Here is a 25,143-nt window from a genome sequence, read left to right on the forward strand (position 1 = left end):
AGTTAGTCCCATGTGGGAGCTGGGCTTGCCCGCGATGAGGTCAGCACAATTTTGATTTGTTAACTCACAACGCCAACCGCAAATGCCCCCCAGCCTGTTTCTGCCGCGCTTGTACGCGATGCTGCAGGCCCAGGTAAAAATGCTCCAGCCCTTCCTGCAAACGCTCCTGAAGAATCTCGTCCAGTTCGCCGCCTTGTTCGTTATCCGCATAGTTGATCTGGCCATCGATGGCGAAAATGCCGTGCAGGACTTCCTGACATTTGAGCGCCGATAGCACTGGCTTCAGCGCGTAATCCACGGCCAGCATGTGAGCGATGCTGCCACCGGTTGCCAGCGGTAAAACCACCTTGCCGTGCAGCGAGCGCTCAGGCAGCAAGTCCAGCAGGGTTTTCAGCGCCCCGGAAAACGATGCTTTATAAACCGGTGTGCCAATCAGCAAGCCGTCGGCCTGTTTGACGGCTTCGATGAAGTCCAGCACTTGCGGGCTGTCGAAGTGGGCGAAGATCAGATCTTCAGCGTTGAAATCGCGAATACGCAGGGTCGTCACATCAACGCCCTTGGCGCGAAGCCAGCGACCGGCGTGTTCCAGGACTACGCCTGAACGGGATTTGAGAGCGGGGCTGCCTGACAGTGAAACTACCAACATGCTGAATTCCTTTTAAAAGCGTAAGGACTTCAAAGCAGCATGCATGCCAGCGCCGCTTAATGTCTTAAGGTGCTGAAATTAAAGGTAAATATTCAGATCGCAAGTGAGCGGCTCAACGACGTAGGTGCTCAATGCCGCCTCTAACTGTTGATTCACTGTTGCTTAACCAACACTTGCAGGCAAATCGCAGGCAAAAAAATCCCCGCAATCGGCAGATGCGGGGACGTTTGTTCTGCGTGTCAGTTTCTGAAAGCGGCGCCTGTCTGAATGACGTTGGCCGAGCCTAGCAACTGGCTGACGAAACGGCTCCAGCGAGTGATGTCCGCCGGGCCGACGAATATGACGTCCTGGGCCTGGAGTTCAAACTCTTTGGCCAATAGGTAAGCCGTCGGTTTTTTCGCCAGCAGGTGATAAACCGTTGAGCGCGCGTTGGCCTGATTTTCAGCACCGCGGATCACGTACACCGCATCACCGTCGGCGCTTTCCGGATTCAGGCCGCCGGAATTACCCAGAGCTTCGAGCAATGTCACGCTGGTGGTGCCAAAGGAAATGACCTGCGGACGCTGGACTTCGCCCAGCACGTAGATCTTGTTCTTGGAGTTGCTGTTCAAGTGCAGATAGTCGCCGTCTTTGAGGAAGATCTTGCTCAATTGCGAGTCTTTGCGGTTCAACGCGTCGACGTCAATCACGTAATCCTTGCCGTCGCGGCGCAAGGTCAGCCCCGCAAGGTTGGCGTCGGCCAGGTCAAGGCCGGCGGTGCTGATGGCCTGGACCAGACTCAACGGGATATTCGTGATGGATTGCGGGCCGGGGCTTTTGAATGAACCCGAGAGGAGGATGCGCTGGCTGTTGTAACGCAGCACTTTGACGTCGACCTTGACCTCAGTGTACTGCGGCGATAGCCCCATGCTCAGTTGTTTCTGGATCTGCCCGACGGTTTTGCCTCCCGCCTGGATTCTGCCCACGTAAGGGAAATAGAGCGTGCCGTCGCTCAATACTTCCCGGCTGTTGGCGTCGAGTTGGTCCTGCGAGCCAGGTGCGGTCAGCTCAGGGTGTTCAAACACGATGACCAGCAAGGTGTCGCCGGGGCCGACGATGTATTCAGGCGTTTTGTAATTGAGCAGTTCGGCGGGCAACGGCCTGGAGCTGGCTGCGGCTTGTTGCTTCTGCTGCTTGAGGGTTTGCGGGGTGATCTGTACCAACTGAACATCCGGACCGTCCGGATCTTTCGCTTCAACATCTCCTGGGGTCATGTGCTGCCCGGGTGCAAAAGCACAGCCTTGCAAAATCAGACTGGAGAGCAGCACAACAGCTAGGGTTAGCTTCATATAGTGTTCCTTCCTAAAGGTGCGTTGGCACCACAGTGATTTCATTGCTTCCCTTACCAACACCGAGTGTTACGGGGCTTTTTTGATGGATGCACGCACCTCCTCCAGCGCCTCTCGGGCCGGTTGTTGATGTCTTGAAAGGTTTTTTGAAAGGGGCTAACTAGAAGGCGTTCTTGTGCAGAAACCCTTTGAACAGGGTCAGCAGAATAATTTTCAGGTCCAGCCACAGGGACCAGTGTTCGATGTACTCCAGGTCGTACTCGACGCGCTTCTGCATCTTGTCCAGGGTGTCGGTTTCGCCCCGCCAGCCGTTGATCTGAGCCCAGCCAGTGATGCCCGGTTTGACCTTGTGCCGCAACATGTAGCCGCTCACCTGTTTACGGTATTGCTCGTTGTGCGCGACCGCGTGAGGACGCGGGCCGACGATGGACATATCGCCACGTAATACATTGAAGAACTGCGGCAGTTCGTCCAGCGAGGTTCGTCGCAGGAACCCGCCCAGCGGCGTGACGCGTGCATCGTTGCGGGTCGCCTGACTCACTACCTCGCCGTTTTCCTGAACGCTCATGCTGCGGAATTTCCAGACCATGATCGGTCGCCCGTCCAGCCCGTAACGGCGCTGGCGAAACAGCACTGGCCCGGGGGAAGTCAGTTTGATCGCGACGGCAATCAATAGCAGGGGCAGGGCGATCATGCTCAGGATCACGCTGGACAATGCAATGTCCTCGACGCGCTTCACCAGACTCCAGGCACCGTCCATGGGCGAGTCGAAAATACTGATACTTGCCAGGCCGTTGATGCTTTCGCTGCGGGCATGCAGCAGTTCGAACATGAACACATCCGGTATCAGGTACACCGAAGCGGTGGTGTCACTGAGCCCCTTGACCAGCTCCTGGACGTGGGGTTGGGCGGTGAGTGCCAAGGTGATGTAAACCTTGTCGATGCGGCCTTCGCGAGCGTCATCGATCAACTGTTCCAGATCACCCAGTATTCTGATGTCCGCTGCGATCTCGGCACCGGTTTCGGGGTTTTTATTCAAGGGGGTTGCCAGATCATAGAAGCCCAACACTCGCAGCCCCATCCACGGTGCGCTGGAGATCGATTTGGCAAGCCGCACGCCGACCTGACCGGTCCCGACAATCGCCACTCGCCGGGTATTGAACCCGCGTCGCCGCAAGCCATGCAGGACGCTGCGAATCAGCAAGCGATAGCCGCAGAGTACGGCCAGCACCGAGGCGAACCAGGCCATCTGGGCGTTGTTCGGCATGTCGGCATGGTTGAGCAGCAGGTAATCCATGGACAGCAGAGCCACGAAGGTCAGCGCCCAGTAATTGAACACCTTGATCAGCTCGCGCAGGATTCGCTCGCCACGCCACGAGCCGTACATCTGGTGATATTCACCGAGCCAGTGGAAGACCAGCACTGCCAGCAGGATCTGGATCCAGGCTTCGGCGCTGGATGTATCTGGATTCAACTGACTCTGCCAGTAGCCGCCCAGCACAATGACCGTCAGGTCGAGCAGGCGGTGGGCAACCGATAACAAGGATTGATGCGCGTGAAGAATGCCGCGAACGGGATTACGCATGGCAGTGCTCGCTCAGACGGATTTGATCGGAATGACCCGGGCGGTCTGTTCGTTGCTGACCAGAATCGGGGATGCCAGAAGCGTTCTGTGCCGGGCGGGCTGACGTGCCAGACGTGCAGCGGCGAGGCGACTTTCGACGAAGCTCCTCATTTCATCTTCGAAGCGTTGCGCCCCAAACCGTTCTGCGTTGGCGCGACAGGCCTGGACACTGATACGGGCATGAGCAGCTTCGAACTCTCCCACCGCGGCGACCAGCGATGACACGGTCTGCTGGTCGTAGAACACGCCGGTCGGTTGTGGATGGTCCAGACCGCAGACGGTTTCCAGCACGCCACCCTTGCCAAAGGCGATCACCGGCGTGCCACAGGCCTGAGCTTCTACCGGGCTGATGCCGAAGTCTTCTTCGGCGGCAAAAACAAAGGCTTTGGCGTTGCGCATGTGTTCCAGCAGCACCGCAAACGGCTGAAAGCCCAGCAGCGTGACGTTAGGTGCATGAATCAGCTTTGCCTTGGCCATTTCCGGACCGTCACCGATCACGATCAGGCGCTTGTCCGGCATCGCCGCAAACGCTTCGATAATCATCGGCATGCGTTTGTAAGGCACCATGCGCGAGGCGGTGAAGTAATAGTCCTGTTTGGTGTCTTGCGGGGTGAAGTTGACGGTATCCACTGGCGGGTAAATGACCGTGGACTCCCGGCGATAGGCTTTTGAAATACGCCCGCCGATGAAGTGCGAATTGGCAATGAAATCGTCAACACCGGACGAGGTGCGCTGATCCCACATGCGGATGTAGTGCAGGATCATCCGCGCCACTTTGCTCTTGAAACCGCTGCTCATGCCCGACTCCAGCAAGTACTGGTGTTGCAGGTCCCAGGCGTAGCGGATCGGCGAGTGCACGTAGCTGACATGCAATTGATCCGGGCCGCTGAGCACACCTTTGGCCACGGCGTGGCTGCTGCTGATGATCAGGTCGTAACCCGAGAGATCCAGTTGTTCGATGGCCAGCGGCATCAGAGGCAGGTAACGCTGGTAGTGGGTTTTAGCCTTGGGCAAACGCTGGATGAAAGTGGTCTTGGCCACTTTGCCTTGCAAGTGGGCGCGGTCCTGATCGCTCAGGAAGTCGATTACGGAAAACAGATCGGCCTGGGGCCAGATATTAATCAGCGATGCCAATACGCGCTCGGCACCGGCATACGTCACCAGCCAGTCGTGGACTATTGCGATTCTCATTGAGGTTCCCTTCTGTATGCACAGGCTCTACATCAGGCGCGGGCTGTCTGCGTCTTGGCGTGGCGATTGTTGAGGCGTTTGCCCCACTGGATAAATGGCGTTTCGATGCAGCGAAAGGACAAATGGGCGATGCCCAGGGTCAGCACGGTTGCCAGCAGGGCGTCGTATAGCGGCGGTAATTGCAGGCCGCGCAGCAGGTACTCGGCCAGTATCAGCATTGACGGATGCAGCAGGTACAACGAATAACTGACGCTGCCGAGCCAGACCAACAGCGGGTGATCAAGGCGGGCACGACGGGTCAGCAACAGGAAGCTGGCGATCGCCAAAGCGTAAGTGAGCAGGTAGCGTCCGCCCGCTTCTCCTTCGATAAGGTTTTCGCCGTAGGCCAACAGCAACGTTGGCGGTAATAACAGCAGGTAAGCCCCCAATATCAGCACAAGACAGCGGGTCAGTTGGCGGCTGTGCTCGGCGAGTAACCATTGACGCCAGATCGAGCCAAAGAACATCAACGACAGCGCCAGGGGCAGTGCCACAGGGACTTTGCGCTCGGTGAGTTCGCGGACAACGGCCAGTAGCAGGCCCAGTATGAGCATGCCCAGTGCACAGCGGGTCCGCACGCCGAGGTCATAGAGCTTGCCGCTGAGAAACAGCAGCAGACACAAGCCGTAGAACACCAGTTCGATGAACAGCGTCCAGTACAGTCCGATTACGTCATCGAAACCCATCAGCGTCTGGACCATGCTTATGTTGGCAACGATTTGCGGCCAGGAGGGGAACAGTCCGCCGGACAGTTGCAGCAGGACCAGATACACCAGCAACGACAGCCAGTAAGCCGGGTACAGACGCATGAACCGCGAAATCACAAAGCGTCGCGCACCGTCGGGGCCGGGACGCAGGCTGAACGGAATGACCACACCGCTGATCATGAAGAACCACAGCACGCCGAATTTGCCGATATCCAGTTCGTGAAACAGCCAGAAATCACCCAGCAGCGGCGCATAGAGGTGAGTGAACACCACCAACAATGCCGCGATGCCGCGCAATGCATCCAGATAAGCCAGGCGTTTCATGTCAAGACTTGCCCGACGTGGTTTCAGCGGTTTGCTGTAGCGGACCGGACAGCGGATCGATTTGCATCAATGCGTCGATGCGCTGAGAAACGCGGCGAGCCGACTCTTCCCAGGAAAAGCGTTCGACATTGTGCAGCCCACGGCGGCGCAAGGCCTGGCGCAACGGCTCGTCTGTGAGAATTCGCTCCATGGCCGAGGCCATATGTGACACATCCAGCGGGTCGAAATACAGCGCGCTGGCCTGCAACACTTCCGGAATGGACGCCGCATTGGCGGCCAGTACCGGGCAACCGCAGGCCTGGGCCTCCAGTGGGGGGATGCCGAAACCTTCGTACAGTGATGGAAAGACAAATGCCGTTGCGCCCTGATACTGCTCGATCAGTTCGGCATCGCTGAGGCGCCCTAGAAAGCGGATACGCGGATCACGACAGGCCAGACGTTGCAGTTTCGGCGCGGCGAAGATTTCACTGGCGGCACCGACGATGTGTAATTGCACGTCGTCATGACCGCGCAAGGTCAGGAATGCCTGAATCATGCGGTTGAAGTTCTTGTGTGCGCTGGGTGAGGAAACGGCCAGCAGATAGCGTTGGTTATCGGCAGGTGCGACACCGGGGCGAAAGTCATCGCTGGTTGCATTGGGCACGACGAAAATACGTTGTTCCGGGTAGCCGTAGAACCGGGCAATTTCGTTTCGTGAAAAGTTGCTGACGGTGAGCAACGACTTGAGTCGCCATAACAGGACAGGCGTTACGGTGCGGTAAACCGCGCGGAACATTCGCGAATAACTTTGTGGGTGGCGCACGTAATTGATGTCGTGGTGAGTGGCGATCTGATTGGCGTAGAACATGGGCGCGGTGCTGGACAGTGAGACCAGTAGCGGGCGACCGTGACGCATCAGGTACAGCGGTAAATCCAGCTGTTCCCACACGTGGCCTTTGTTGTGGCCGATGCATTGCACGTCCAGAGCCTTGGCGCTTTCGCTCATTTTTATGCCATGGGGGGCTACAAAAACCAGGTCATTGCGCAGTTGCTTGAGCGCCAGGCAGATCTGCTCGGCAAAGCGCTGAATCCCACGCATTTCCTGGGTAAGAAATCGGGCATTGATCACAATCATGGTCGAAGGTCTCTGCGCAGGATGGGGGTAGGTGGTGGTCTGCTTGATGAATGATTGCGCTATTGCACAATGAACCCAGGTTTCTGTAGGAGCTGCCGAAGGCTGCGAATGGCGTCGTGTCAGGAAAAATGATTTCGCAGCCTTCGGCAGCTCCTACAGGAAACATGTGTTGACGGGAGCTGTGTATCACCGGGCAAACAACGGTGGCTTGCTGCCCAAGCGGATGATTTTCGGAAACTCATTGATCGGCACCTGGGCCGAGCAGCGGCTGTCGTTGCAGTTCCAGGGGACGCCGCTGTCGTGCTGGCCTCGTTCCGGTTGGCCGCTGTCGGTCAGCAGTACATTGCCTGTCTGAACACTACTGGCATCGATTGCAATTGAACTCGGCGGCCCGGTGCTCCAGGCCACCAGAACCTGCTCCGATCCTTTGGCAAAGCGCAGCAGGTAGACACTATCCAGTTCCCGGCTCTTTTCGGCGTCATAGCGATAGTCGTGCAGAAACGGACTGATGGCTTTCAGGGTCAGATAAGACGGCTTGGCCGTCAGGTCCTGATTGAAAAAACCGGAATTCTGTTCCGGGCTGCCGGCATCCTTGCCGTCGTCCAGCAACTCGTACCACCACAAACCTTTGATATCCGGCACGGTCTGGGCCAGGAAAAAGCTCCTGGCCAGCCAGGCGGCCTTGGCCTGTTCACTGACTCCGCATTTGTCGCTGTTGCCGGGCCAGCCCATTTCGGTGAGGTATAGCGGCACAGGCCGTGCAACCCGAGCCCTGAGGTCGGCATCGATCCAGCGCAACCAGGCAATCCATCGTTCCGGGGTATGCTGTCCGTCCTGACGGCAATACTCATAAGGATGCAGAGACAGGCCATCCACATGATCGAGCAATCCGGCTGTCACCAGACGGTCGGCAAATCCCGCTTCCATCCCTTGGGTTGTTACCGCGCTGGCCAGAATCGTCACAGGATTTTTTCGCTGTCGCAGTGTGTTGGCGGTTTGTTCAATCAGGTTGCTGTAGTCCCGGGCAATGGCCAGGTCGACCGGGTTCTCTTCGTCCCACTCATTCCCTATTTCGTAAAAGTCCACGCGGTCGGCCAGATTACCGCTGACGAAACTGACGTAGTTCGCGTTGCTATCATTCAATACCAGCAGGGGTCTGAGTTTGTACTTCTGTGTCCTGTTCAGGTATGCCTGCCAGGCGGGATCAATCTGCAACTGGCCGTAATGGGGCTCTGCTATGGGCCACCAGGCATCATCGCGAACCGAATCGACGCCAGCGGCTTCGAGCAGTTGCAGCACTTTGGCCGACAGGCCGTTTTTGTTCATCAAGTGAGTTGCGACACCAATAATGAATCGTTCGTCAGCGGTTGCAGTACCGCTCAATAACAGGCTCAGGAGACAAAGGGTCAGTGGCGTTCTTGACAGTCTTCGAGGCGGCTTGCGCATGGTTGTCTCAATGAAGAGGCACGGTCCGGAGCGTAAGCGTCCAGGCTCTGGTTGGTCACGGGCCGGTAAATAACACTGCTTATAAAGACGGAGCCCGGTATGTCAGGTTGGACCTGACGCACCAGGATTCGCCTGGTATGACGTGTCGTCCAGCAAGGTCTGTTCGAGAATGCTTTCGTAGCTGTCGAGCATCAGTTGCAGGTCTGTCAGGGCCCCGACACTGATTCGGGCCTGAGCGCTCAAACGTGCCAGCAGCTCAGGCTGCTGATGCAACCTGAGCATCGCCACACCCAGCGAGTCGGGATCGTCGGGGCTGCATAGGAGGCCATTGAACTGATCCTGAATAATTTCAGGGAGTCCGCCCATTCGACTGGCTATCACCGGTACCGACCAGGAGCAGGCCTCAACGGCGACCATGCCGAAGGGCTCGTTCCATATTGACGGCACGATGGCCACATCGATTTGCTTGTAGAAGTCTTCAGGAGACTGGTACCCCACGAAGCTTATTTTTGGCGAGAGAGCCAGTGCCTTGAAGCGTTCTTCATCGTCCAGTTGACCCCGGCCGGCAATCTGCAAAGTGGCGTCAATAGGCAGTTGCTGGAATTGTTCGATCAGCCAGCGCAGCCCTTTAGGTTCGGACAAGGTGCCCATGTAGCCGAAGCGTAGCGGAGCATTTTTCGCCGGCGGCCCCAGGCTTTTGACCTTGATCGGTATGGCCGGACGAGGACTGGCGTTGTGCACTACGTAGCCACGGGCTCCTTTGAAATAACCCTGGGCTTGCAGGGTGTCGAGCATGAAACGGCTGACACCGACGACGGTGTTGACCTGGGCCGAGCGGGCCTCGTGACCTTTGCGAAAAATCGCGCAGCGGCCACATTGGGTCTTGCAGCTTTGACCTTTACTGAACATGGTGCTGCCGGGACACAACAGGTAGAGATCATGAAGCACCTGGACGATGGGCAGTCCGGCGGCGGTGATCTCGTCCCAGGCTGAAACCGACCAACCGGTCAGGTTGTGGCACACCACCAGATCCGGTTTTTCCAGGGCGATCACTTGTTTCACATAATCGCGCATGCCTGCGTTGTAGCGGTCGCGCAGGTGCCAGCCCAGTCGCGCCAGTTTACCGGGGCGCTGGGCGCTGAAGTGCCAATAGAAATTACGCAATCCGGCGCGGTAAACCTTCACCAGATTGACGGTCTCTTCGACCAGACCTGACTGCGGGCCGGTAGCCAGTACTGCGACCTGATAGCCACGTTGCTGCAGCCCTTCGACCGTGCGTTGCAGGATGATTTCTGCGCCGCCACCAATGTCCGGGGCATACAGGCTGCTGATGAACAGGGCCTTCATAGCGGATATGACTTGTGCAGGCCCAATACACCGGACTCGCCATCGGCAATGGCTCGTTCGATCAGGCTCAAGCGTTGTTCGGCACCGCGTCGCTTGGCAATCAACCGTAACAGCCGGAAGAATATCCAGCGATTGAAGCTGTAGAGACATTCCGACGAGGCCCAGACGTTCTTGTCGAACCATGCCTGATTACGGGCACCGTAATAGGCGCGAAGATCCGAGCCGCCCAGCAGAAAACTTTCATAGATATTGCTGGTGCGCGCTTTGATGTTCCATGAGTCCTCAAGGTCATCCAGCAGCGCATCCGGCACCAGAAAAATGCGTCCGCCGGTGGCGGTAATGCGCCAGGTGTATTCACTGTCGTCGGCGTACAACATCAACGCATCCAGTGGCAGGCCGATGCGCTGGTAAAGGCTGCGATGGGCGAGCAGACCGCCGTAAGTAGCGAAGGGCAGTTGTACCGTTTCGATCTTTTTGTATTTGCCCTGCGGCTGACCCCAAGGCAAGCGTCGCCAGATTTTGTAGGGCAGTTGCGCGATATGAAAACCGAAGAAGCTGGAACGACGCTGGATAGCAAAGCGGCGCGGTACACCGGCCGCGATGTCGGCCTGGTGAGTAGGACGAAAGCCCAGCACGGCGGCCTTGTCTTTACCATCAATGGCCTGGCGCTGAGCCAGGCTCTGATGCAGGGTCGCAATGGCGTTGATCGTCGGCGCGTTGTCGTCATCCATCAGCCAGATGTATTCAGCGCCAGCGTCCAGCGCAGCCTGAATGCCTATTGAATAGCCTTTGGCTGAACCGGTGTTGCTCTGCAGATAAATGACCTCGACCTGACCCGGCCAGGTTGTGCGCAGGTTTTCCAGCGGCGCAACCGAGGCATTGCTGACGATAATCACCCGATTGATCAGCGGACTCTCCAGCGAGCGGCTGACCAGCGTATGCAAGTAGTTGTAGCGATCGCCATAGGTCAGCGTCACCAGCGTTGTGAGTTGGGTCATGGTGAGTTCCGGTAAATGAGGTCAGAGAGCTGGAGCGGTCTTGTGGCTATCAAACACTGACTTGTAGGAGCGCACGAGCAGCGCGAGGCCGCGATAGCGGTGTATCAGAAAAGACGCCATCGCTGCCTCGCGGTGCTCGTGAGCTCCTACAGAAAAGCATTGCAAATCAGGTAACTGCATTTGTTTGACAGGCGCTGCCCTGGTGTGGGCAGGGATCTCATTTCAGATCAGGGAAACAAGAAGTGGGCTCAGGCGCAGCGAGCGTCAAACCCGTGCTTCCATCCGTAGCAAGCTGCTCATCGGCAACACCACTTTCTGTTCGCGTTGCAGCAGGTTGAGCAGGATGACGGCGCGCTCGGTGCCATCGCAGGCGAGGAATATCGCTTCGATATCGCACAGCTCGCCCGCCTTGATCAGCACATGTTCGCCGTACCTGAACTCGGCTTTTGGGGCCGGAGTGCTCAGGCGCAGGCGAATCTGCTCGATCAGTTCGTCTTGCACCGGCACCGGATGGCCACCAAACGTTACGATTCTGGCAACACCTCGAGTTGAGCGGATCGGGTACCAGTTGTCATGGATCTGATCCATACGAATGAATAGATAGCCGGGGAACAGTTCCTCCTGATTCAGAGATCGAGCACTGCGTTTTTTCGTATCGCCAGGCTTGAAAGGGCGATAGCACTCGAAATTCTGACGCTGCAGGTGTTCTTCGGCGCGTGCTTCCTGGCGGGGTTTGGTCTGAATCAGGTACCAGCGGGCTGGGTTACTCAAAGACATGGCAATCACTCCGCAGCAGCGTGGGCAGGTTTGATGGTGTCGGCATCGCCCTGGTTGGCCAGTTCAGCCATTGGGTTTGTTTCGCCGGGCTGCACGCCATCGCCGACGCTGTAACAGGCCAGCATCGCCTGGATCTGCTCCACGCTGTTGAACATCAACACGTCGATGATCGACAGGCTGGGTACAAAAGGCTGGTTCAGTTGTGGGTAGACGATGGGGTCCATTTTGAAGAAACGAACCAATAATCCCTGACGTGCGAAGTGATTGCGGTCGTACAGCTCGACGCCACCGATTGGATTGAGAAACGTGGTGGCCGCGAAGACGCGTGAGACGTTGATGACACGGTCCTGTTTGTCGAGGCAGGACACGAGTTCGAGGTCCGAACCGCGCAGAATGGGCGTAAGAATATGCAGGTAAGCGCACAGTTCGCGAATCGTGTGCTCTGTGTAGACGCCAAGGTTTGTCTGCGGGAAGCGAATCAAGCGCTCCAGAAAAGGCATGACCTGATCGAAGTACGGCGCCTTGCGGTAGCTCTGGGAGATCAGGTTGACCAATCGATCAGCCTCATCGCTGAAGTTGTCGCACAATTGGCGTTTCATGATCGGCAGTTCGAAGCTGTCTTTCTTCAACGGGAAGGTCATCAGCTTTGCTTCACCGTTGTTCAGGATGCGATTGCGATTGACCCACCCGGAGCGGATGTACTGCAGATCGTCACCGAGGACAAACACGTCCGCCGCTGCAATCAACTGAAAGTAGCCCAGATAGGGGAAGAGATAGGGCTGCATCATTGCGATCGTCCGTGTCATGTGTAACTCCTTGAGCATGCGGGGAAATAAGGTGCGCGTCTGGACGCTATTTACGGACCGGGCTGTAGTTGTAGCCATAAGCGGCGCAGTCATAGTCAGCGGTGGATGCCTTGCGCAGCACACCGTTGAAGATCGCGCCTTTGATCAGCACGCCGTTCTGGCCAAGCCGACGTTTGCAGGCTTCGATTTCTTTAACCGTGGTCAGGCCGAAGCGGGTCACCAGCAGACACGTGCCCGCCTGACGCCCGACCAGGGTGGCGTCGGTGACGGCCAGAATCGGTGGTGTGTCCACCAGAATCAGGTCGTAGAGCGGGGAAAGCTCGGCGAGCATTTTGTTGAAGTTGTCATGCATCAACAGCTCAGAAGGATTCGGCGCTGCGAAGCCGCAGGCCATCACGTCGAGGTTGCGTACCTCGGTGTGATTGATGGCGTCCGTGCTTTTCACGCGAGCTGCCAGAGTGTCTGACAAACCGTGCTTGGGGTTCAGACCGAAGATCTTGTGCTGGTAGCCTTTGCGCATATCGGCATCGATCAGCAGCACGCGCCTTCCAGCCTGGGCAATGATCACCGCCAGATTACTGGATACGAAGGACTTGCCAGCGCCGGGCGACGGGCTGGAAATCATCAGGACGTTGTTACGCGCCTCAAGCATCGCGAAGTGCAGGCTGGTACGCAGGCTGCGCAAGGATTCGATGGCCAGCTCGGTGGGTGCAGAAACACTCAGCAGTTTCGATTCCTTGCTGCGTCCCTGACTGTTCTTTTCCAGTCGGTCTTGCTGGCGGGAGTAGGGCAGCGACGCGTAGACCGGCATGCCAATATTTTCGATGATTTCGGGGTTTTCCACGCCGCGATAGAACGCCTGGCGGACGAAGACGGTGCCAACTGCCACGACAACGCCGAGCAATGCAGCCAGCAGCACGATGAGTTTTTTCATCGGTTTGACCGGCTGTTCGACGTTGGCGTCGGCGTTGTCGATGATCCGGACGTTACCGATACTGCCTGCACGCAGGATGTCTTGCTCCTGGCTCTTGTTGAGCATCAGGGTGTAAGTCTGGCTGGTGACCTGCATGTCGCGCGTCAGGCGCAGCAGTTCCTGTTGTGTAACGGGCAGCGCTTCGATCTTCTTCAGCAGGCCCTGTTTCTGCGCTTCCAGCTGGCTCATCTGATTCATCAGGCCGCGATAGGTCGGGTGTTCGCGGGTGTACAGACGCTCTATCTCGACGCGCTTGAGCTTGAGCTCGGACAGCATCGAATCCAGCTTGACCACCTGATCCAGGATGCCTTTGGTTTCGATGCTCAGGTCCACGGATTTGGCGCTGGTCTGAAAGTCGTTCAGGGCCATTTCCGACTCTTCCAGTTGCTTGCGTACGGCAGGCAGTTGGGAGCGCAGGAATTCCAGGCGTTGCGCAGCTTCGGCCGAGCTGCGCTCAACGTTCTGGCGCACATATAGGCGGCTGACTTCATTGAGGATGTGATTGGCTTTCTCTGGATCGGGGTCCTGAATGGCGAGGTAGATGATCCCGGAATCCTTGCCTGCTTCGGTGATTTTCAGGCGGTCCTGATAAATCAGTGCGGCCGTCAGCGTGCGCAGTTTGGCGACGATGAACTCAGTGCCTGGTCGTGCATTGAGCGCAGCCACCTGTATTTTTGCGCCTTTGCCCTCGACGGTCTGGTTGATGGCACCACTCAGAATCAACGTGCGGTCTTCGTCATAAAGAGAAAAGAACCCCGGCTTTCCTGCAACCAGAATCAGGCTTTCGCCGAGCAGGCCTTCCGGGACGTCGAGCTGAAACACGTCGATCTTTTCTCCGCCCCAGGCGTAGGCAGTCTGGCCAAACAGAGGCTCCGCCAGTGCGTTGGGTGTCTCCTGCTTGAACGTGCGGTTCAAATAAGGGCCAATCACCGGGAACAGTTTCGGAAGTTGCACGATATTGAGCTTGAGGTCTTCGACCACTTTGCCCAGCACCGCCCGGGATTTGATCAGTTCAATTTCAGTCGTGGCTTGAGACACCGACATGGGTTTGCCGGAGACCTCGGGTGTGCCCTCGATACCGATTTTTTTCGGCTCGATCTGGATCATCGCGTTGGCCTGATAGATCGGTGTGGAAAGCAACGCATAGGCCACGCCCGCCAGGCTGAAGAGCCCGACGATCAAAAGGATAAGGCCCTTGTGGTCGAATAATGTGCGCAAGATAGTTGCCAGATCGATCCGGGAGTCCTGGTAGTAGTCCAGGGAAGAGCGGTTCATAGCGGTCATTTATCTTGTTTCTCCTGACTGAAGAAAAGGTAGCCAGTCGTCGACGCATCTCGAGAGCTGCTCGTAGGTCTGTTCAAAGGCTAATTGGGGTTGCCGGTAGGGGTCGGCGATTTCCAGCTGTTGCTGCCATTTGCCAATCAGAAACGTTTTGCCACGTACTTCAGGAGCCAGCTTCAGCACGCTGTTCAACTGCGAAGGCTCCATCAGCAGAATCAGTTCGGCGCGGTGCAGCATGGCTCTCTCTACCTGACGGGCTTGATGTCGAGGTGTCCGGACTTGATGCATTTGCAATACCGCCTGCGCCAGCGGGTCCATCGGCGAGCCGAGAACCGCGTGTGTTCCTGCCGAAGTCACCTGCACATGCGGCGCGATACGTTGGAGCAATAGCGCCTCGGCCATGGGGCTGCGGCAGATGTTGCCAACGCAGATCACCAGCACGTTACTGAACATGGCCTTTGCTGATCGATGGCAGCAGACGCCTGCGCAGATTGACGCTCATGTTGCGGATGGCCATCAGCAGCGCCTGGACTTTGTGCATCGGGCCGAGTGCTGCCAGGGACAGGCAGAAGACCTGTTTCAGGAAGTGTTCGTACAGGGCCTGATTGCCAATGCGCTGGTAATAGTTGGCCAGGCTGCTGCTGGTCTGCAGGCTCATGTGCAATTTGCGTTTGTTGCTGCGCATGGAAAAAATTCCGCCCGGGTGCACCCGGTACGCCGCCGGTTTGATCTCGGCCATGAACTTGCCTTTACCAAAGGCGCCCAACAGCGACCACCAGCACATGTCATTGAGCGGCGCGACGGGCATCATTAGCTCGGGCGGCAGGGTGCTCAGCAGATTACGAAAGCACACCGTCAGGGTCGAAATCGGTCGTGCTTTCTGCAGGTCCAGAGCACTGGCATCGCTGCGCAGATTGCCTTTTAGCTGAATGCCTCGCAGACCGTTTTTATCGAAGGCCATGGCGTCGTGATAGGTCATCACGTAGTCCCGGTTAGCTTCGAGGAAGTCCACCTGGATCTGCAGCTTGTGTGGGTCGGTCCAATAGTCATCAGCTTCGCAATAGGCGATGTAGTGACCGCGCGCCTTGGCAAACAGACCGGGCACACAAGGCCGACCATGCTGGAACTGGTTCACCTGCTCATAGAAGGGCCGAATGATGTGCGGATAACGTTGGGTGTACTCGGCGATGATCCGTGCCGTGCCATCTGTAGAGGCATCGTCATTGATCAGGATTTCGAAATTGAAGGTCGTCTGCTGAGCGAGAAAGCTGTCCAGTGTCTGAGCGATGAAGTCTTCCTGGTTGTAGGCCGGGCACACGATGCTCAGTAATGGCGGTGCGCTTGGGTCAGTTTTTGTAATCTCATCCATGGCTCATGTACTCGGTTTGCTGAACAAGACGAAAATTCTGGCTGCCACCGGTTTGTAGCTGGCGGCGACGATCAACAGGGTGATCAGGCCACTGACCGCCAGGCCCATAAACACGCTGAGGCGATCATCTCCGGCGATCAGCAGGAACAAGGGTTCGCTGAGGGTCAGCCCCACTGCTGTCATCACGCTGATCCGTAAAATGTCTCGCAACCACTGGCCATGGATGCCGGGAGCCAGACGGCGGTGAACGATCATCGGCCAGATGGCGAACGACACCACGCGCAGAAGAAACCATGAGATGGCCGCGCCATAGGCGCCTTGGTAACGAATGGCGAAGAACATCACCGGTACCGTGACGATGGCGGAAACCACGCTGTACCAGATATGCAGACTTATCTGCCCATAGGCGTACTGCAGGTAAAACTGAAAGGCGCTGACGGCCATGATCGCGCTGCCCAGGGAATACCAGCACAGAATCTGATGGCTCCATTGCGCCGCGACCCAGTCGCCGGTCCAGGCATAGATCAGGTACTTGCCATGCAAGCCGATCAGGGCGGCCAGCGGAAACAGAAACGTGCAGGCAAAGCGGTTTGCGGCCAGGAACAGGATGTTAATCTCACTCTGACGACCCTCGGCCACCATCACCGTCATGCGCGGTAATAACGCCTGCACCAGTGGATTGGTGAGCATCATGATGCCGGTGGTGGTCAGGGTCACCAGCGAAAAATAGCCGTATTGATCCAGCGGCAGCAGGTCGGACAGCAACACCTTGTCCATCTGGGTCAGCACAATCCACAGCACTGAAGTCAGGGTCATGCTGGCGGCAAACGGGATAATCGGTTTGACCAGCTGCCAGTTGAAACCCGTGAAGAAGTGCGGGGTGGGCATTTGCTGATACGCCCGGGCAGCAAACATCAGGGTCTCGATCAGCCCGACCAGGACTTGGAATCTGAAGTAGTCCTCGGGGTCCTGAGAGTAGGTACTGACTAACACCAGGCCGCCGAAATAACGCAGTGTCGCGATGATGATGTTGGCGATATTCAGCCAGGCGTGTTGTTCAAGGCCCTGAATGCCGCTTTTATATAAGGTTGCATACAGGCGCAGGCCAACCACCAACCCCATCAGACTGATGCAGTTGATCAGCGTCTCGGGGCGCAGGTCTTTAGCGTTGAGCCACTGCAAGGCAATCCACGGGCTGCTCAGGTAAATACCGATGCAACACAGCACCGCCATTGGCAGGAAAATGATTTCGAACGAACGCAACAACTGCCCCGAGCTGCGTTCGCGGGCAAGCGTACCCTGCTGGTGGGCGACGGCACGCACCAGGCTGGGTGACAAACCCGCATCGAGCAGCAGCAACCAGGTCTGCATAACGGCGAAGAATCCGATCAAACCATATGCCTCGGCACCCAGGTGCCCGAGGTAGAACGGCATGATCAGAATTCCCACCAGCAGAACGTAGGCCTGACCGACATAGTTGAGTGCGGTATTGCGAACGACCGAGCGACTCTGCGCCATGTTGATTACATCGCTCGGGCGATGAGCGGGCTGCGGTAGCGCGCGCTACTGACGCTGCACTCTTCGAGCAGTGTGTTGATGACTTTTTCCTGATCGCTTTTTTGCAGACCGGGATAGATCGGCAGGCACAGTACGCGTTCGCTCAACGCACGGGATTCACACTGGGGAACCTGAGGCTGCAGGTACTCAAGGGTATCCAGCGACGGATAGAAATAGCGTCGTGGATTGATGTCCCGATGGTTGAGTGCAGTGCGTATGCGCAGCAATTGTTGTTCGTTGTGCAGGGCTACCGGGTAGTAGCTGTGATTGAGCTGGCTGTCTGCCTCGGTTTGCTGCAGATCCAGATAGTTTTCCAGGCGGGATGTGTAGCGGTAAGCAATTTCGGCCCGTTCTTCAAGAATGTTCTCGATGTCATCCAGGATGCAAAGACCCATGGCGGCAGAAAATTCATTGAGCTTGGCGTTGATGCCAATACTGTCAATCTTGTCTACGTCAGAGATACCGAAGTTACACAGCAGATAGGCGCGTTTGGCTATTTCGTCATCATTGGTGATGATCGCGCCGCCCTCAATGGTGTGGAAAAGTTTGGTGGCATGGAAACTCAAGGTGCTGACATCGCCCCAATTGAGCACCGACTGGCCCGCATGACGCACGGCAAAAGCATGGGCACCGTCATAGATCACTTTGAGTTTGTGCTTGAGCGCAATCTGTTCAATGCGTTCGACAGCACAGGGATTGCCGAATACATGGGTGCCGACGATAGCAGTTGTATCGGCCTCGATGCGGCTTTCGATGTGGTCCGGCGAGATGTTCCAGGTGGCGGGATCAATGTCGGCAAACAATGGCCGTATACCTTCCCACTGCAAGGAGCTGCTGGTTGCGACAAAACTGAAGGGAGTAGTGACCGCGCTGCCACCAAGGTTCAGCGCACGGTAAGCCACTTGCAACGCCAGCGTCCCGTTGTTGGTCAGGATGATATGTTTGACGCCCAGATATTCTTTAAGGCGTTCTTCCAGTTCGCCCAGCAGAGGTCCGTGATTGGTCAGCCAGCCCCGGGCATAAATGCCTTCTACATAAGCCTTGAACTTGCCGATATCGCCCAGGTATGTCTTGGTCACGTTGATCATCGAAGCCTCCATGTTTGACGTTTAACGCAGGTGTCAGAGCGATTTGCCGGGTGTGACTGCCGTGGGGACTGCGCCCGCTTTGATGCTGGCGCGTCGGGCGCGACGTTGGTTGATGTTCAGGATCAGCCGCGTAGTCAGGCTGCCGGCATGGGGATCGCCGAAATGGAAGATTGCCGTCGCCCGGGTAATCGCGGGGCCGCAGGGCTTGTTGGCATGCAGTGTTCGGTAGCCCCAGAACACGTAGATATCGCCCGGTTTGAGCGTCAGTGTTTCGGGCTTGAGCCAGCCTCGCTGGATGGCCATGACCAGTAACTTGCGGCTGAAGGCGTTCTGCAATAACGCTTTTTCAACGGCGTTGAATACCGCGTTATGCCGTACTTTGCGCAGGTTGGGAAACAGCATGAGGTCACCGCGATCATCCCCTTCGGTAGGGATGAACACAGGCACCAGCACGGTAACCAGGCTGGCATCGAAATGAAAACAGTTGGATTCACGACGCCCCTGGTTGCCTTGAACACAGCGCAGTACCGGAAAAATTTCGGTGCTGGCGGGCTCCACGCCGGTGGCCGAGCGATAAAGGCCGGCCAGCATTTGCTGGAAGTCCGCAGACTCCCACAGCGATGACAGCGAGCTTTGCGACAGTAACTGCTTACCGTGGTGAGCGAAGTACTCACCCCGATGCAGTGTCGCCTCGGCTTGGGTGTAGGTGCGCAGCAGTTGCAGGTCGTTGGCGTTGAGTGCGCCGCTTATCTGGCAGAACCCCTGAGCATTGATCTGCTCAGCAATCTGCTTTATCTGCGGCTGATCCATGGCAAATGAAGATGGCATCAATTCAATCCCTGATATTGAAGGTGAGCTCGTCCACGCTACCGCCCGAATCCTTTAATCCAGTGCGTGGAGGTCTTGAGCGTATTTCCCGTCACGTGGCGCGGATTCCCGGGCCACGCTACCGCCATTCCGACTGCTCTCAGCAGCTGGGCTCTTTTCTGTTAATCAAAGGACGACCACCGGCGCTAAAGTGCGCCGTGCAGATAACTAACGTGAGGCATTTCAAGAAGTGTGTTGGCTCGATATTTCCTGCGCATTACTCTTTGGTAACACTGCACTGACAAGGAAATGTCTGACATGCGTATATATCGTTCTCGCCTGGCTTTCTGTCAAATTATTTCGTCAACATTCTGTTAAGTTTTTGATAAGTGGTTTTAAATATATCTCAAGTTGTTGATTTATAAGGAGTCAAAAAAACATTGCGCGCACTGCTTCGGTGCAGTGACGGTTTTTGGGCACTCTTACAATTTTCATAAATTGAAGGCTCTAAACGCCGTTATCGTTTTTATAACGCCAGAAGTTCGTCGGCGAAAGAGAGGGTTATATAAATCTTTAAAGGAAACATAATATTATTCAAACGAGTGTAATGATTGATATTCACTCCCTTTGAATATATCTATAGACGCTAGAAGGGTGCCGGTCAGTACTGACAGGGGCTTGTTACTCCTGCTGTTGGGCATGGAATGTGCGTGGAGTATCATAGAGTTCTTGAGACAGTTGCTTGTATATGTCTTTTTTGAATAAGCAAATATTAATTAATAATTTTTTGATCTATGTCTGTTCATGCATGATGCTCCACAGGTTCAGTTTGAGCGTCGCAGGAATCGCGACTCGTATTACGCAAACAGTCCGGCGTTCCGGGCTGCGCATTTGAAGGTGGTTTGATGAAAAATCTTGCGCTGTATTTTGACTACGCTGCTACCACTCCCGTTGATGAGCGTGTCATTGAGGTCATGGTGCAATGCCTGGGCAGGTCTGGCACGTTTGGTAACCCGGCATCCAATTCACATGCTTATGGCCGCGAAGCGCGATCTGCCGTTGACATTGCGCGGCAGCAGGTTGCTGATCTGGTAGGTGCTCAGGCGGAGCAGGTCATCTGGACTTCGGGTGCGACCGAGTCGAACAATCTGGCGCTGAAGGGCGTTGCTCAAGGTTATGCAGAGCGCCACGGGCGTACCTCCGGGCACATTATTACCAGCCTGATCGAACACAAGGCGATTCTGGATACCGCTCATCAGCTGCAGTTGGCGGGTGTTGAAGTCACTTACCTGGCACCTGATGCGAATGGCTTGATCGCTCCCGAGGCAGTGACCGCTGCTCTGCGTGAAGATACTTTTCTGGTGTCGTTGATGCTGGTCAACAACGAGCTGGGGACGCTCACCGATATTGCACAGATCGGTCGGCATGTGCGCGAGCATGGGGCACTGTTCCATGTTGACGCTGCTCAAGGGGCTGGCAAGGTCAGGATTGATCTGGCCGAACTGGCGGTGGACCTGATGTCGTTCTCGGCGCACAAGATTTATGGTCCCAAAGGTATTGGTGCGCTGTATGTGGGGCCGCGAGCCGAACAGCGTGTAGAGGCGCAGATTCATGGTGGGGGGCACGAAAGTGGCCTGCGTTCAGGCACGCTGGCCACGCATCAGATTGCCGGTATGGGCGCAGCCTTTGCGTTGGCGCAGACGCTGTTTGACGAAGAAACTGCTCATATTCAGCGTTTGAACGAGCTTTTATGTACACAGCTGGCCGATGTCTCCGGCTTGCGTATCAATGGCGACGCGGCTCAGCGCATACCTCATACCTTGAGTCTGACGTTCGGCAACAGTGATCTGAACATTGCAATCCTGGGCCACGGTCTGGCTTTTTCCTCGACGTCTGCCTGTAACTCGGCAAAAAACACCCCGTCACATGTTTTGCTGGCGCTGGGTCATGACGCAAAGGCGGCCAGTCAAACCATTCGCCTGAGCCTCGGACGCTTTACCACTCAAGAAGAAATCGAGCGCGCAGCGTCGCTGATCAAGGCTGCAAGGGTGCAACCTGCGTTCTGGGCGGTTGCTCAGTCCTGATTGGTGCTCCATTATCTGCCCGCAAGAGATTAATTTATCGGGTCAGCAGGAGAACCAATGAGTACGCAATCGAAACCCAGCGCAGCCGTCGCGCAACGTCTGGCGCAGACACGGGCCTTGATGAGTCGCGAGCGTATCGATGCTTATCTGGTGCCTTCAGCCGACCCGCATCTTTCCGAATACCTGCCAGGCTACTGGCAGGGGCGACAATGGTTGTCGGGGTTTCATGGTTCGGTCGGAACGCTGATCGTTACTCAGGATTTTGCCGGGCTATGGGCGGACAGCCGTTACTGGGAGCAGGCCACCAAAGAGCTGGCTGGCAGCGGCATTGAACTGGTCAAGCTCCAGCCGGGGCTGCAAGGGCCTTTGGAGTGGCTGGCTGATCAGGCCAAGGCCGAAACGGTTGTGGCAGTCGATGGTGCTGTGTTGGCGGTTGCATCTTCCCGGACTCTGGCGAGCAAGCTCTATGAGCGTGGAGCAAGGTTGCGTACTGACCTGGATTTGCTGACTGAGTTATGGACAGACCGACCTGCGTTACCCGTCAGCCCTGTTTATGAGCATTTGCCGCCTCAGGCCTCTGTCAAACGAGGAGAAAAGCTCGCTCGTCTGCGTCAGGTCATTACCGAGCGTGGTGCGGACTGGCATTTCATCGCTACGCTTGATGACATTGCCTGGCTGTTCAATCTTCGCGGTTCAGATGTCTCCTACAATCCCGTGTTCATTTCCTTCGCTCTGATCGGGCCGAACAGCGTCAGTCTGTTTGTTGACTCGGACAAGCTGAGTGCAGGCGTACGCCTGAGTCTCGAGCAGGACGGCGTTACGTTGCTGGAGTACACCCAGATTGGCGCAGCATTGCGTGAAGTGCCTCAAGATGCTCGCCTGCTGGTTGATCCTGCCCGGGTGACCTGCGGACTGCTGGATTACCTGGATGCAGAAGTCACGCTGGTGGAGGGCCTCAACCCGACCACCTTGTTCAAGTCCCAGAAAAGTGAAGCCGACACCGCACACATCCGTCAGGCCATGGAGCAGGACGGCGCGGCGTTGTGTGAATTCTTCTGCTGGCTTGATTCTGCATTGGGTCACGATCCTGTCAGCGAGCTGACTGTTGATGAAAAGCTGGGGCAGGCTCGCCAGCGCCGTCCAGGTTACATCTCCCCCAGTTTTGCGACCATTGCCGGATTCAATGGCAATGGAGCGATGCCGCACTATCGTGCTACACCGGAGGAATTCTCGCAGATCGAGGGGGACGGGCTGCTGCTCATTGACTCCGGTGGGCAATACCTGGGGGGCACGACTGATATCACGCGCATGGTTCCTGTCGGTACTCCAAGTGCAGAGCAGAAGCGTGATTGCACTCGAGTACTCAAAGGCCTGATCGCGTTATCGCGTACGCACTTTCCTAAAGGCATTCTGTCGCCGCTGCTGGATTCCATCGCCCGGGCGCCAATATGGTCTGAAGGTGTGAACTACGGTCACGGCACCGGGCATGGTGTTGGCTATTTCCTCAACGTCCACGAAGGACCGCAGGTTATTGCCTACCAGGCTCCGGCTACGCCTCAAACCGCCATGTTGCCAGGCATGATTACGTCGATCGAGCCGGGTACTTATCGTCCGGGTCGATGGGGTGTCCGAATCGAGAATCTGGTGATCAATCGTGAGGCACAGAGTACGGAGTTCGGCGACTTCCTCAGGTTCGAAACCCTGACCTTATGCCCGATCGATACCCGATGCCTGGAGATCGGGTTGCTGACGCAGGATGAGCGTGAATGGTTGAACGACTATCACGCTCAGGTGAATCAGCGCTTGAGCCCACTGTTGCAGGGTGCAGCGCTTGAATGGCTGCGAATGCGTACTGTGGCGGTCTGATCTGCTCGAGGTTTATATGGCGGTGAATACAGCCGCCATACTTTCCTTTAGTCAGCGGCTTTTGCAGGTTTTTTGCAGATGATAATCATGCTACGACTGGTGTAGCCGGCGGGGTTCAAACCGAAAGGATAGTCGCCGGGGTCTTCAACCCCGTCGCCTGACTTGGCGATGATTCGATAGTTTTTCGAAATGCAGGAGTCAGTTGCCATTTCGTAGCACTTTTGCCACGAAGACGACAGACCTGAGCAGTTGATATGGATTCCCCGCTTGGTCTGCTTGATAGGGGCCGAGGTGGCTGCGCAGCCTGTAATTATAAGTGTCGTCAGCGCTATAAAAATGTACTTCATTGCCTTCCTTACTCTGGCCTTCATTGAGCGCCAGTGCCCAGCCCGGATGCGATTACTCAGTCAGATGATTTGGCATTCTGCCGATGGCCAGAAACGGCTTCGGCGTCGCCATGTCGTAAACATGGCTTAACATCGTTACAAATGCCAGTGACATCTCATATTTGAGCAAAAGAGTCCTCAATCGACAGGGACTAATCGCGCGGTGTCTCGCCGTGCTGTAAGGGTTGCGCCCGCTGAGGCCAGGATAATCGCGCCAATGGCCAGCCATTGAGTGAGGGTCAGATTTTCGTGAAGAAAAAGCATGCCTGATAACGCTCCGAATGCCGGCTCCAGACTGGCCAGGGTCCCGAATGTTCGTGCAGGCATCCGGGTCAGTGCGACCATCTCCAGGCTATAAGGGAGGGCAGTGGACAAGATGGCTACGCCGATAGCGGTAGGAATCAAGCCAATATCGAGAAGCGCCCATCCTGCATGCACGGCACCAATCGGCGCTATGAAGAGGGCAGCAATGAGTACGCCCAGCGCTGCCGTCTGAATGCCGTTATCTTCGCCCGCCTTCTGTCCGAACAGGATGTAGCCTGCCCAGCAAACCCCCGCGCCTAAGGCATAAGCCACCCCGGTCATATCCAGGCTCGCGCTTTCTGCGCCGGTCGGAATGAGCAGCAACAATCCCGTTACGGCCAGCGCGATCCAGACGAAGTCGAGTGGCCTGCGTGAACCAAACAAAGCAACAGCCAGCGGCCCTGTGAATTCCAGGGCTACGGCAATGCCTAGCGGGACGCTGCGCAAAGACATGTAGAAGAGGAAATTCATGCCGCCCAGAGCGATGCCGTAGAACAGGACTGTTCTCAACGACTTCGCAGTGAATCTGGCGCGCCATGGGCGGAGTACCAACAGCAGAATAACGCTGGCAAAGATCAACCTTAAAGAAGTCGTGCCCTGCGCACCCACCAGAGGAAACAGCGTCTTCGCCATTGATGCCCCGGTCTGGATGGATGCCATGGCAATGAGCAGTAGTCCGATAGGGAATAGCGTGTGGGAAAGAGGGCGCAGGTTGTTGCTCATGGGGAGGGTGTTCCAGTCAGCGGGCAGTTGGTGCAAAGGCTATATGATGCTTAAGAAGATCTTGCTGCGCAATATAATGCTCATGGTGAGTTGTTCTTCTATATAAGCAGTATCTTTTTAGCTTTTTTGGGAAAACTGAAATTAGGGGTTGACGGCCTCTCTAATCTCTCTATAATTCGCACCTCTTCTGGCGCAGACAGAACGAAAAACTCCTTGATAATCAATGAGTTGGACGATTCGGTTAGCTCGGAAGAGGCTTGGATGAAGTTGATCGAAAGCGGTGAAAAAAGGCAGTTGACAGCAGGTTGTAACGCTGTAGAATTCGCCTCCCGCTAACGAGCAACGTGATGTTGATCGAA

At 56.3% G+C, this 25,143-nt stretch carries 21 protein-coding genes; 2 read left to right on the forward strand and 19 right to left on the reverse strand.

Annotated elements, in window-relative coordinates; genetic code table 11:
• Positions 1-64: 64 nt before the first annotated feature.
• The 17 genes from ssuE to KDX30_RS15315 all read right to left on the reverse strand — a co-directional run bounded on the left by ssuE (position 65) and on the right by KDX30_RS15315 (position 19,443).
• A complete protein-coding gene (ssuE, locus tag KDX30_RS15235; protein ID WP_231676769.1) occupies positions 65-646 on the reverse strand; it encodes an NADPH-dependent FMN reductase in 582 nt (193 codons plus the stop codon).
• Between the two features lie 239 nt (positions 647-885).
• Positions 886-1,974, reverse strand: a complete 1,089-nt coding sequence (locus tag KDX30_RS15240) for a polysaccharide biosynthesis/export family protein (protein ID WP_231676770.1) — start codon at positions 1,972-1,974, stop codon at positions 886-888.
• Positions 1,975-2,134: 160 nt separating this feature from the next.
• A complete protein-coding gene (locus tag KDX30_RS15245; RefSeq protein WP_231676771.1) occupies positions 2,135-3,559 on the reverse strand; it encodes an undecaprenyl-phosphate glucose phosphotransferase in 1,425 nt (474 codons plus the stop codon).
• 12 nt (positions 3,560-3,571) lie between these two features.
• Positions 3,572-4,789 (reverse strand): glycosyltransferase family 4 protein, encoded by a 1,218-nt coding sequence (locus KDX30_RS15250; protein WP_231676772.1) that lies wholly within the window; start codon positions 4,787-4,789, stop codon positions 3,572-3,574.
• Positions 4,790-4,821: 32 nt separating this feature from the next.
• Positions 4,822-5,859: an acyltransferase family protein gene (locus KDX30_RS15255; protein ID WP_231676773.1), complete on the reverse strand. Its 1,038-nt coding sequence runs from the start codon at positions 5,857-5,859 to the stop codon at positions 4,822-4,824.
• Between the two features lies 1 nt (position 5,860).
• A complete protein-coding gene (locus tag KDX30_RS15260) occupies positions 5,861-6,973 on the reverse strand; it encodes a glycosyltransferase family 4 protein (protein WP_231676774.1) in 1,113 nt (370 codons plus the stop codon).
• Between the two features lie 186 nt (positions 6,974-7,159).
• Positions 7,160-8,419: a hypothetical protein gene (locus KDX30_RS15265; RefSeq protein ID WP_231676775.1), complete on the reverse strand. Its 1,260-nt coding sequence runs from the start codon at positions 8,417-8,419 to the stop codon at positions 7,160-7,162.
• A gap of 102 nt (positions 8,420-8,521) precedes the next feature.
• Complete coding sequence (locus tag KDX30_RS15270; protein ID WP_231676776.1) at positions 8,522-9,766, reverse strand: glycosyltransferase family 4 protein; 1,245 nt, start codon at positions 9,764-9,766, stop codon at positions 8,522-8,524.
• Positions 9,763-10,764, reverse strand: a complete 1,002-nt coding sequence (locus KDX30_RS15275; protein ID WP_231676777.1) for a glycosyltransferase — start codon at positions 10,762-10,764, stop codon at positions 9,763-9,765. The genes KDX30_RS15270 and KDX30_RS15275 overlap by 4 nt, the downstream gene beginning before the upstream one ends.
• Positions 10,765-11,028: 264 nt before the next feature.
• On the reverse strand, positions 11,029-11,541 hold the full coding sequence (rfaH, locus tag KDX30_RS15280; protein ID WP_122706160.1) for a transcription/translation regulatory transformer protein RfaH: 513 nt from the start codon (positions 11,539-11,541) through the stop codon (positions 11,029-11,031).
• A gap of 5 nt (positions 11,542-11,546) precedes the next feature.
• A complete protein-coding gene (locus KDX30_RS15285; RefSeq protein ID WP_122706162.1) occupies positions 11,547-12,347 on the reverse strand; it encodes a WbqC family protein in 801 nt (266 codons plus the stop codon).
• 46 nt (positions 12,348-12,393) lie between these two features.
• A complete protein-coding gene (locus KDX30_RS15290; RefSeq protein WP_231676778.1) occupies positions 12,394-14,604 on the reverse strand; it encodes a polysaccharide biosynthesis tyrosine autokinase in 2,211 nt (736 codons plus the stop codon).
• Positions 14,605-15,054 carry a low molecular weight protein-tyrosine-phosphatase gene (locus tag KDX30_RS15295; protein WP_099267206.1) on the reverse strand — a complete coding sequence of 150 codons (450 nt, stop codon included), beginning with the start codon at positions 15,052-15,054 and terminating at the stop codon, positions 14,605-14,607.
• Positions 15,044-15,970, reverse strand: coding sequence for a glycosyltransferase family 2 protein (locus KDX30_RS15300; protein WP_027899253.1), 927 nt, complete (start codon positions 15,968-15,970; stop codon positions 15,044-15,046). The genes KDX30_RS15295 and KDX30_RS15300 overlap by 11 nt, the downstream gene beginning before the upstream one ends.
• Before the next feature lie 3 nt (positions 15,971-15,973).
• Positions 15,974-17,488 (reverse strand): lipopolysaccharide biosynthesis protein, encoded by a 1,515-nt coding sequence (locus KDX30_RS15305; RefSeq protein WP_231676779.1) that lies wholly within the window; start codon positions 17,486-17,488, stop codon positions 15,974-15,976.
• 5 nt (positions 17,489-17,493) lie between these two features.
• Positions 17,494-18,615: a DegT/DnrJ/EryC1/StrS family aminotransferase gene (locus KDX30_RS15310; protein ID WP_231676780.1), complete on the reverse strand. Its 1,122-nt coding sequence runs from the start codon at positions 18,613-18,615 to the stop codon at positions 17,494-17,496.
• Between the two features lie 33 nt (positions 18,616-18,648).
• Positions 18,649-19,443, reverse strand: coding sequence for a hypothetical protein (locus KDX30_RS15315; protein WP_231676781.1), 795 nt, complete (start codon positions 19,441-19,443; stop codon positions 18,649-18,651).
• Positions 19,444-20,327: 884 nt separating this feature from the next.
• On the opposite strand from KDX30_RS15315, the gene KDX30_RS15320 reads away from it, so the two are divergent.
• Both KDX30_RS15320 and KDX30_RS15325 read left to right on the forward strand, forming a co-directional pair.
• The gene (locus KDX30_RS15320) at positions 20,328-21,506 is read left to right on the forward strand and encodes an aminotransferase class V-fold PLP-dependent enzyme (protein WP_231676782.1); all 1,179 of its coding nucleotides are present in this window, start codon (positions 20,328-20,330) and stop codon (positions 21,504-21,506) included.
• Between the two features lie 57 nt (positions 21,507-21,563).
• Positions 21,564-23,372: an aminopeptidase P family protein gene (locus KDX30_RS15325; RefSeq protein ID WP_231676783.1), complete on the forward strand. Its 1,809-nt coding sequence runs from the start codon at positions 21,564-21,566 to the stop codon at positions 23,370-23,372.
• Between the two features lie 47 nt (positions 23,373-23,419).
• Here KDX30_RS15325 and KDX30_RS15330 read toward each other — a convergent pair whose 3' ends face one another.
• Positions 23,420-23,719: a hypothetical protein gene (locus KDX30_RS15330; RefSeq protein ID WP_099267202.1), complete on the reverse strand. Its 300-nt coding sequence runs from the start codon at positions 23,717-23,719 to the stop codon at positions 23,420-23,422.
• A gap of 177 nt (positions 23,720-23,896) precedes the next feature.
• Positions 23,897-24,784, reverse strand: a complete 888-nt coding sequence (gene rhtA / locus KDX30_RS15335; protein WP_099267201.1) for a threonine/homoserine exporter RhtA — start codon at positions 24,782-24,784, stop codon at positions 23,897-23,899.
• Positions 24,785-25,143 lie beyond the last annotated feature (359 nt).

This window comes from Pseudomonas quasicaspiana, assembly GCF_021147825.1.
Classification (GTDB): Bacteria; Pseudomonadota; Gammaproteobacteria; order Pseudomonadales; family Pseudomonadaceae; genus Aquipseudomonas; species Aquipseudomonas quasicaspiana.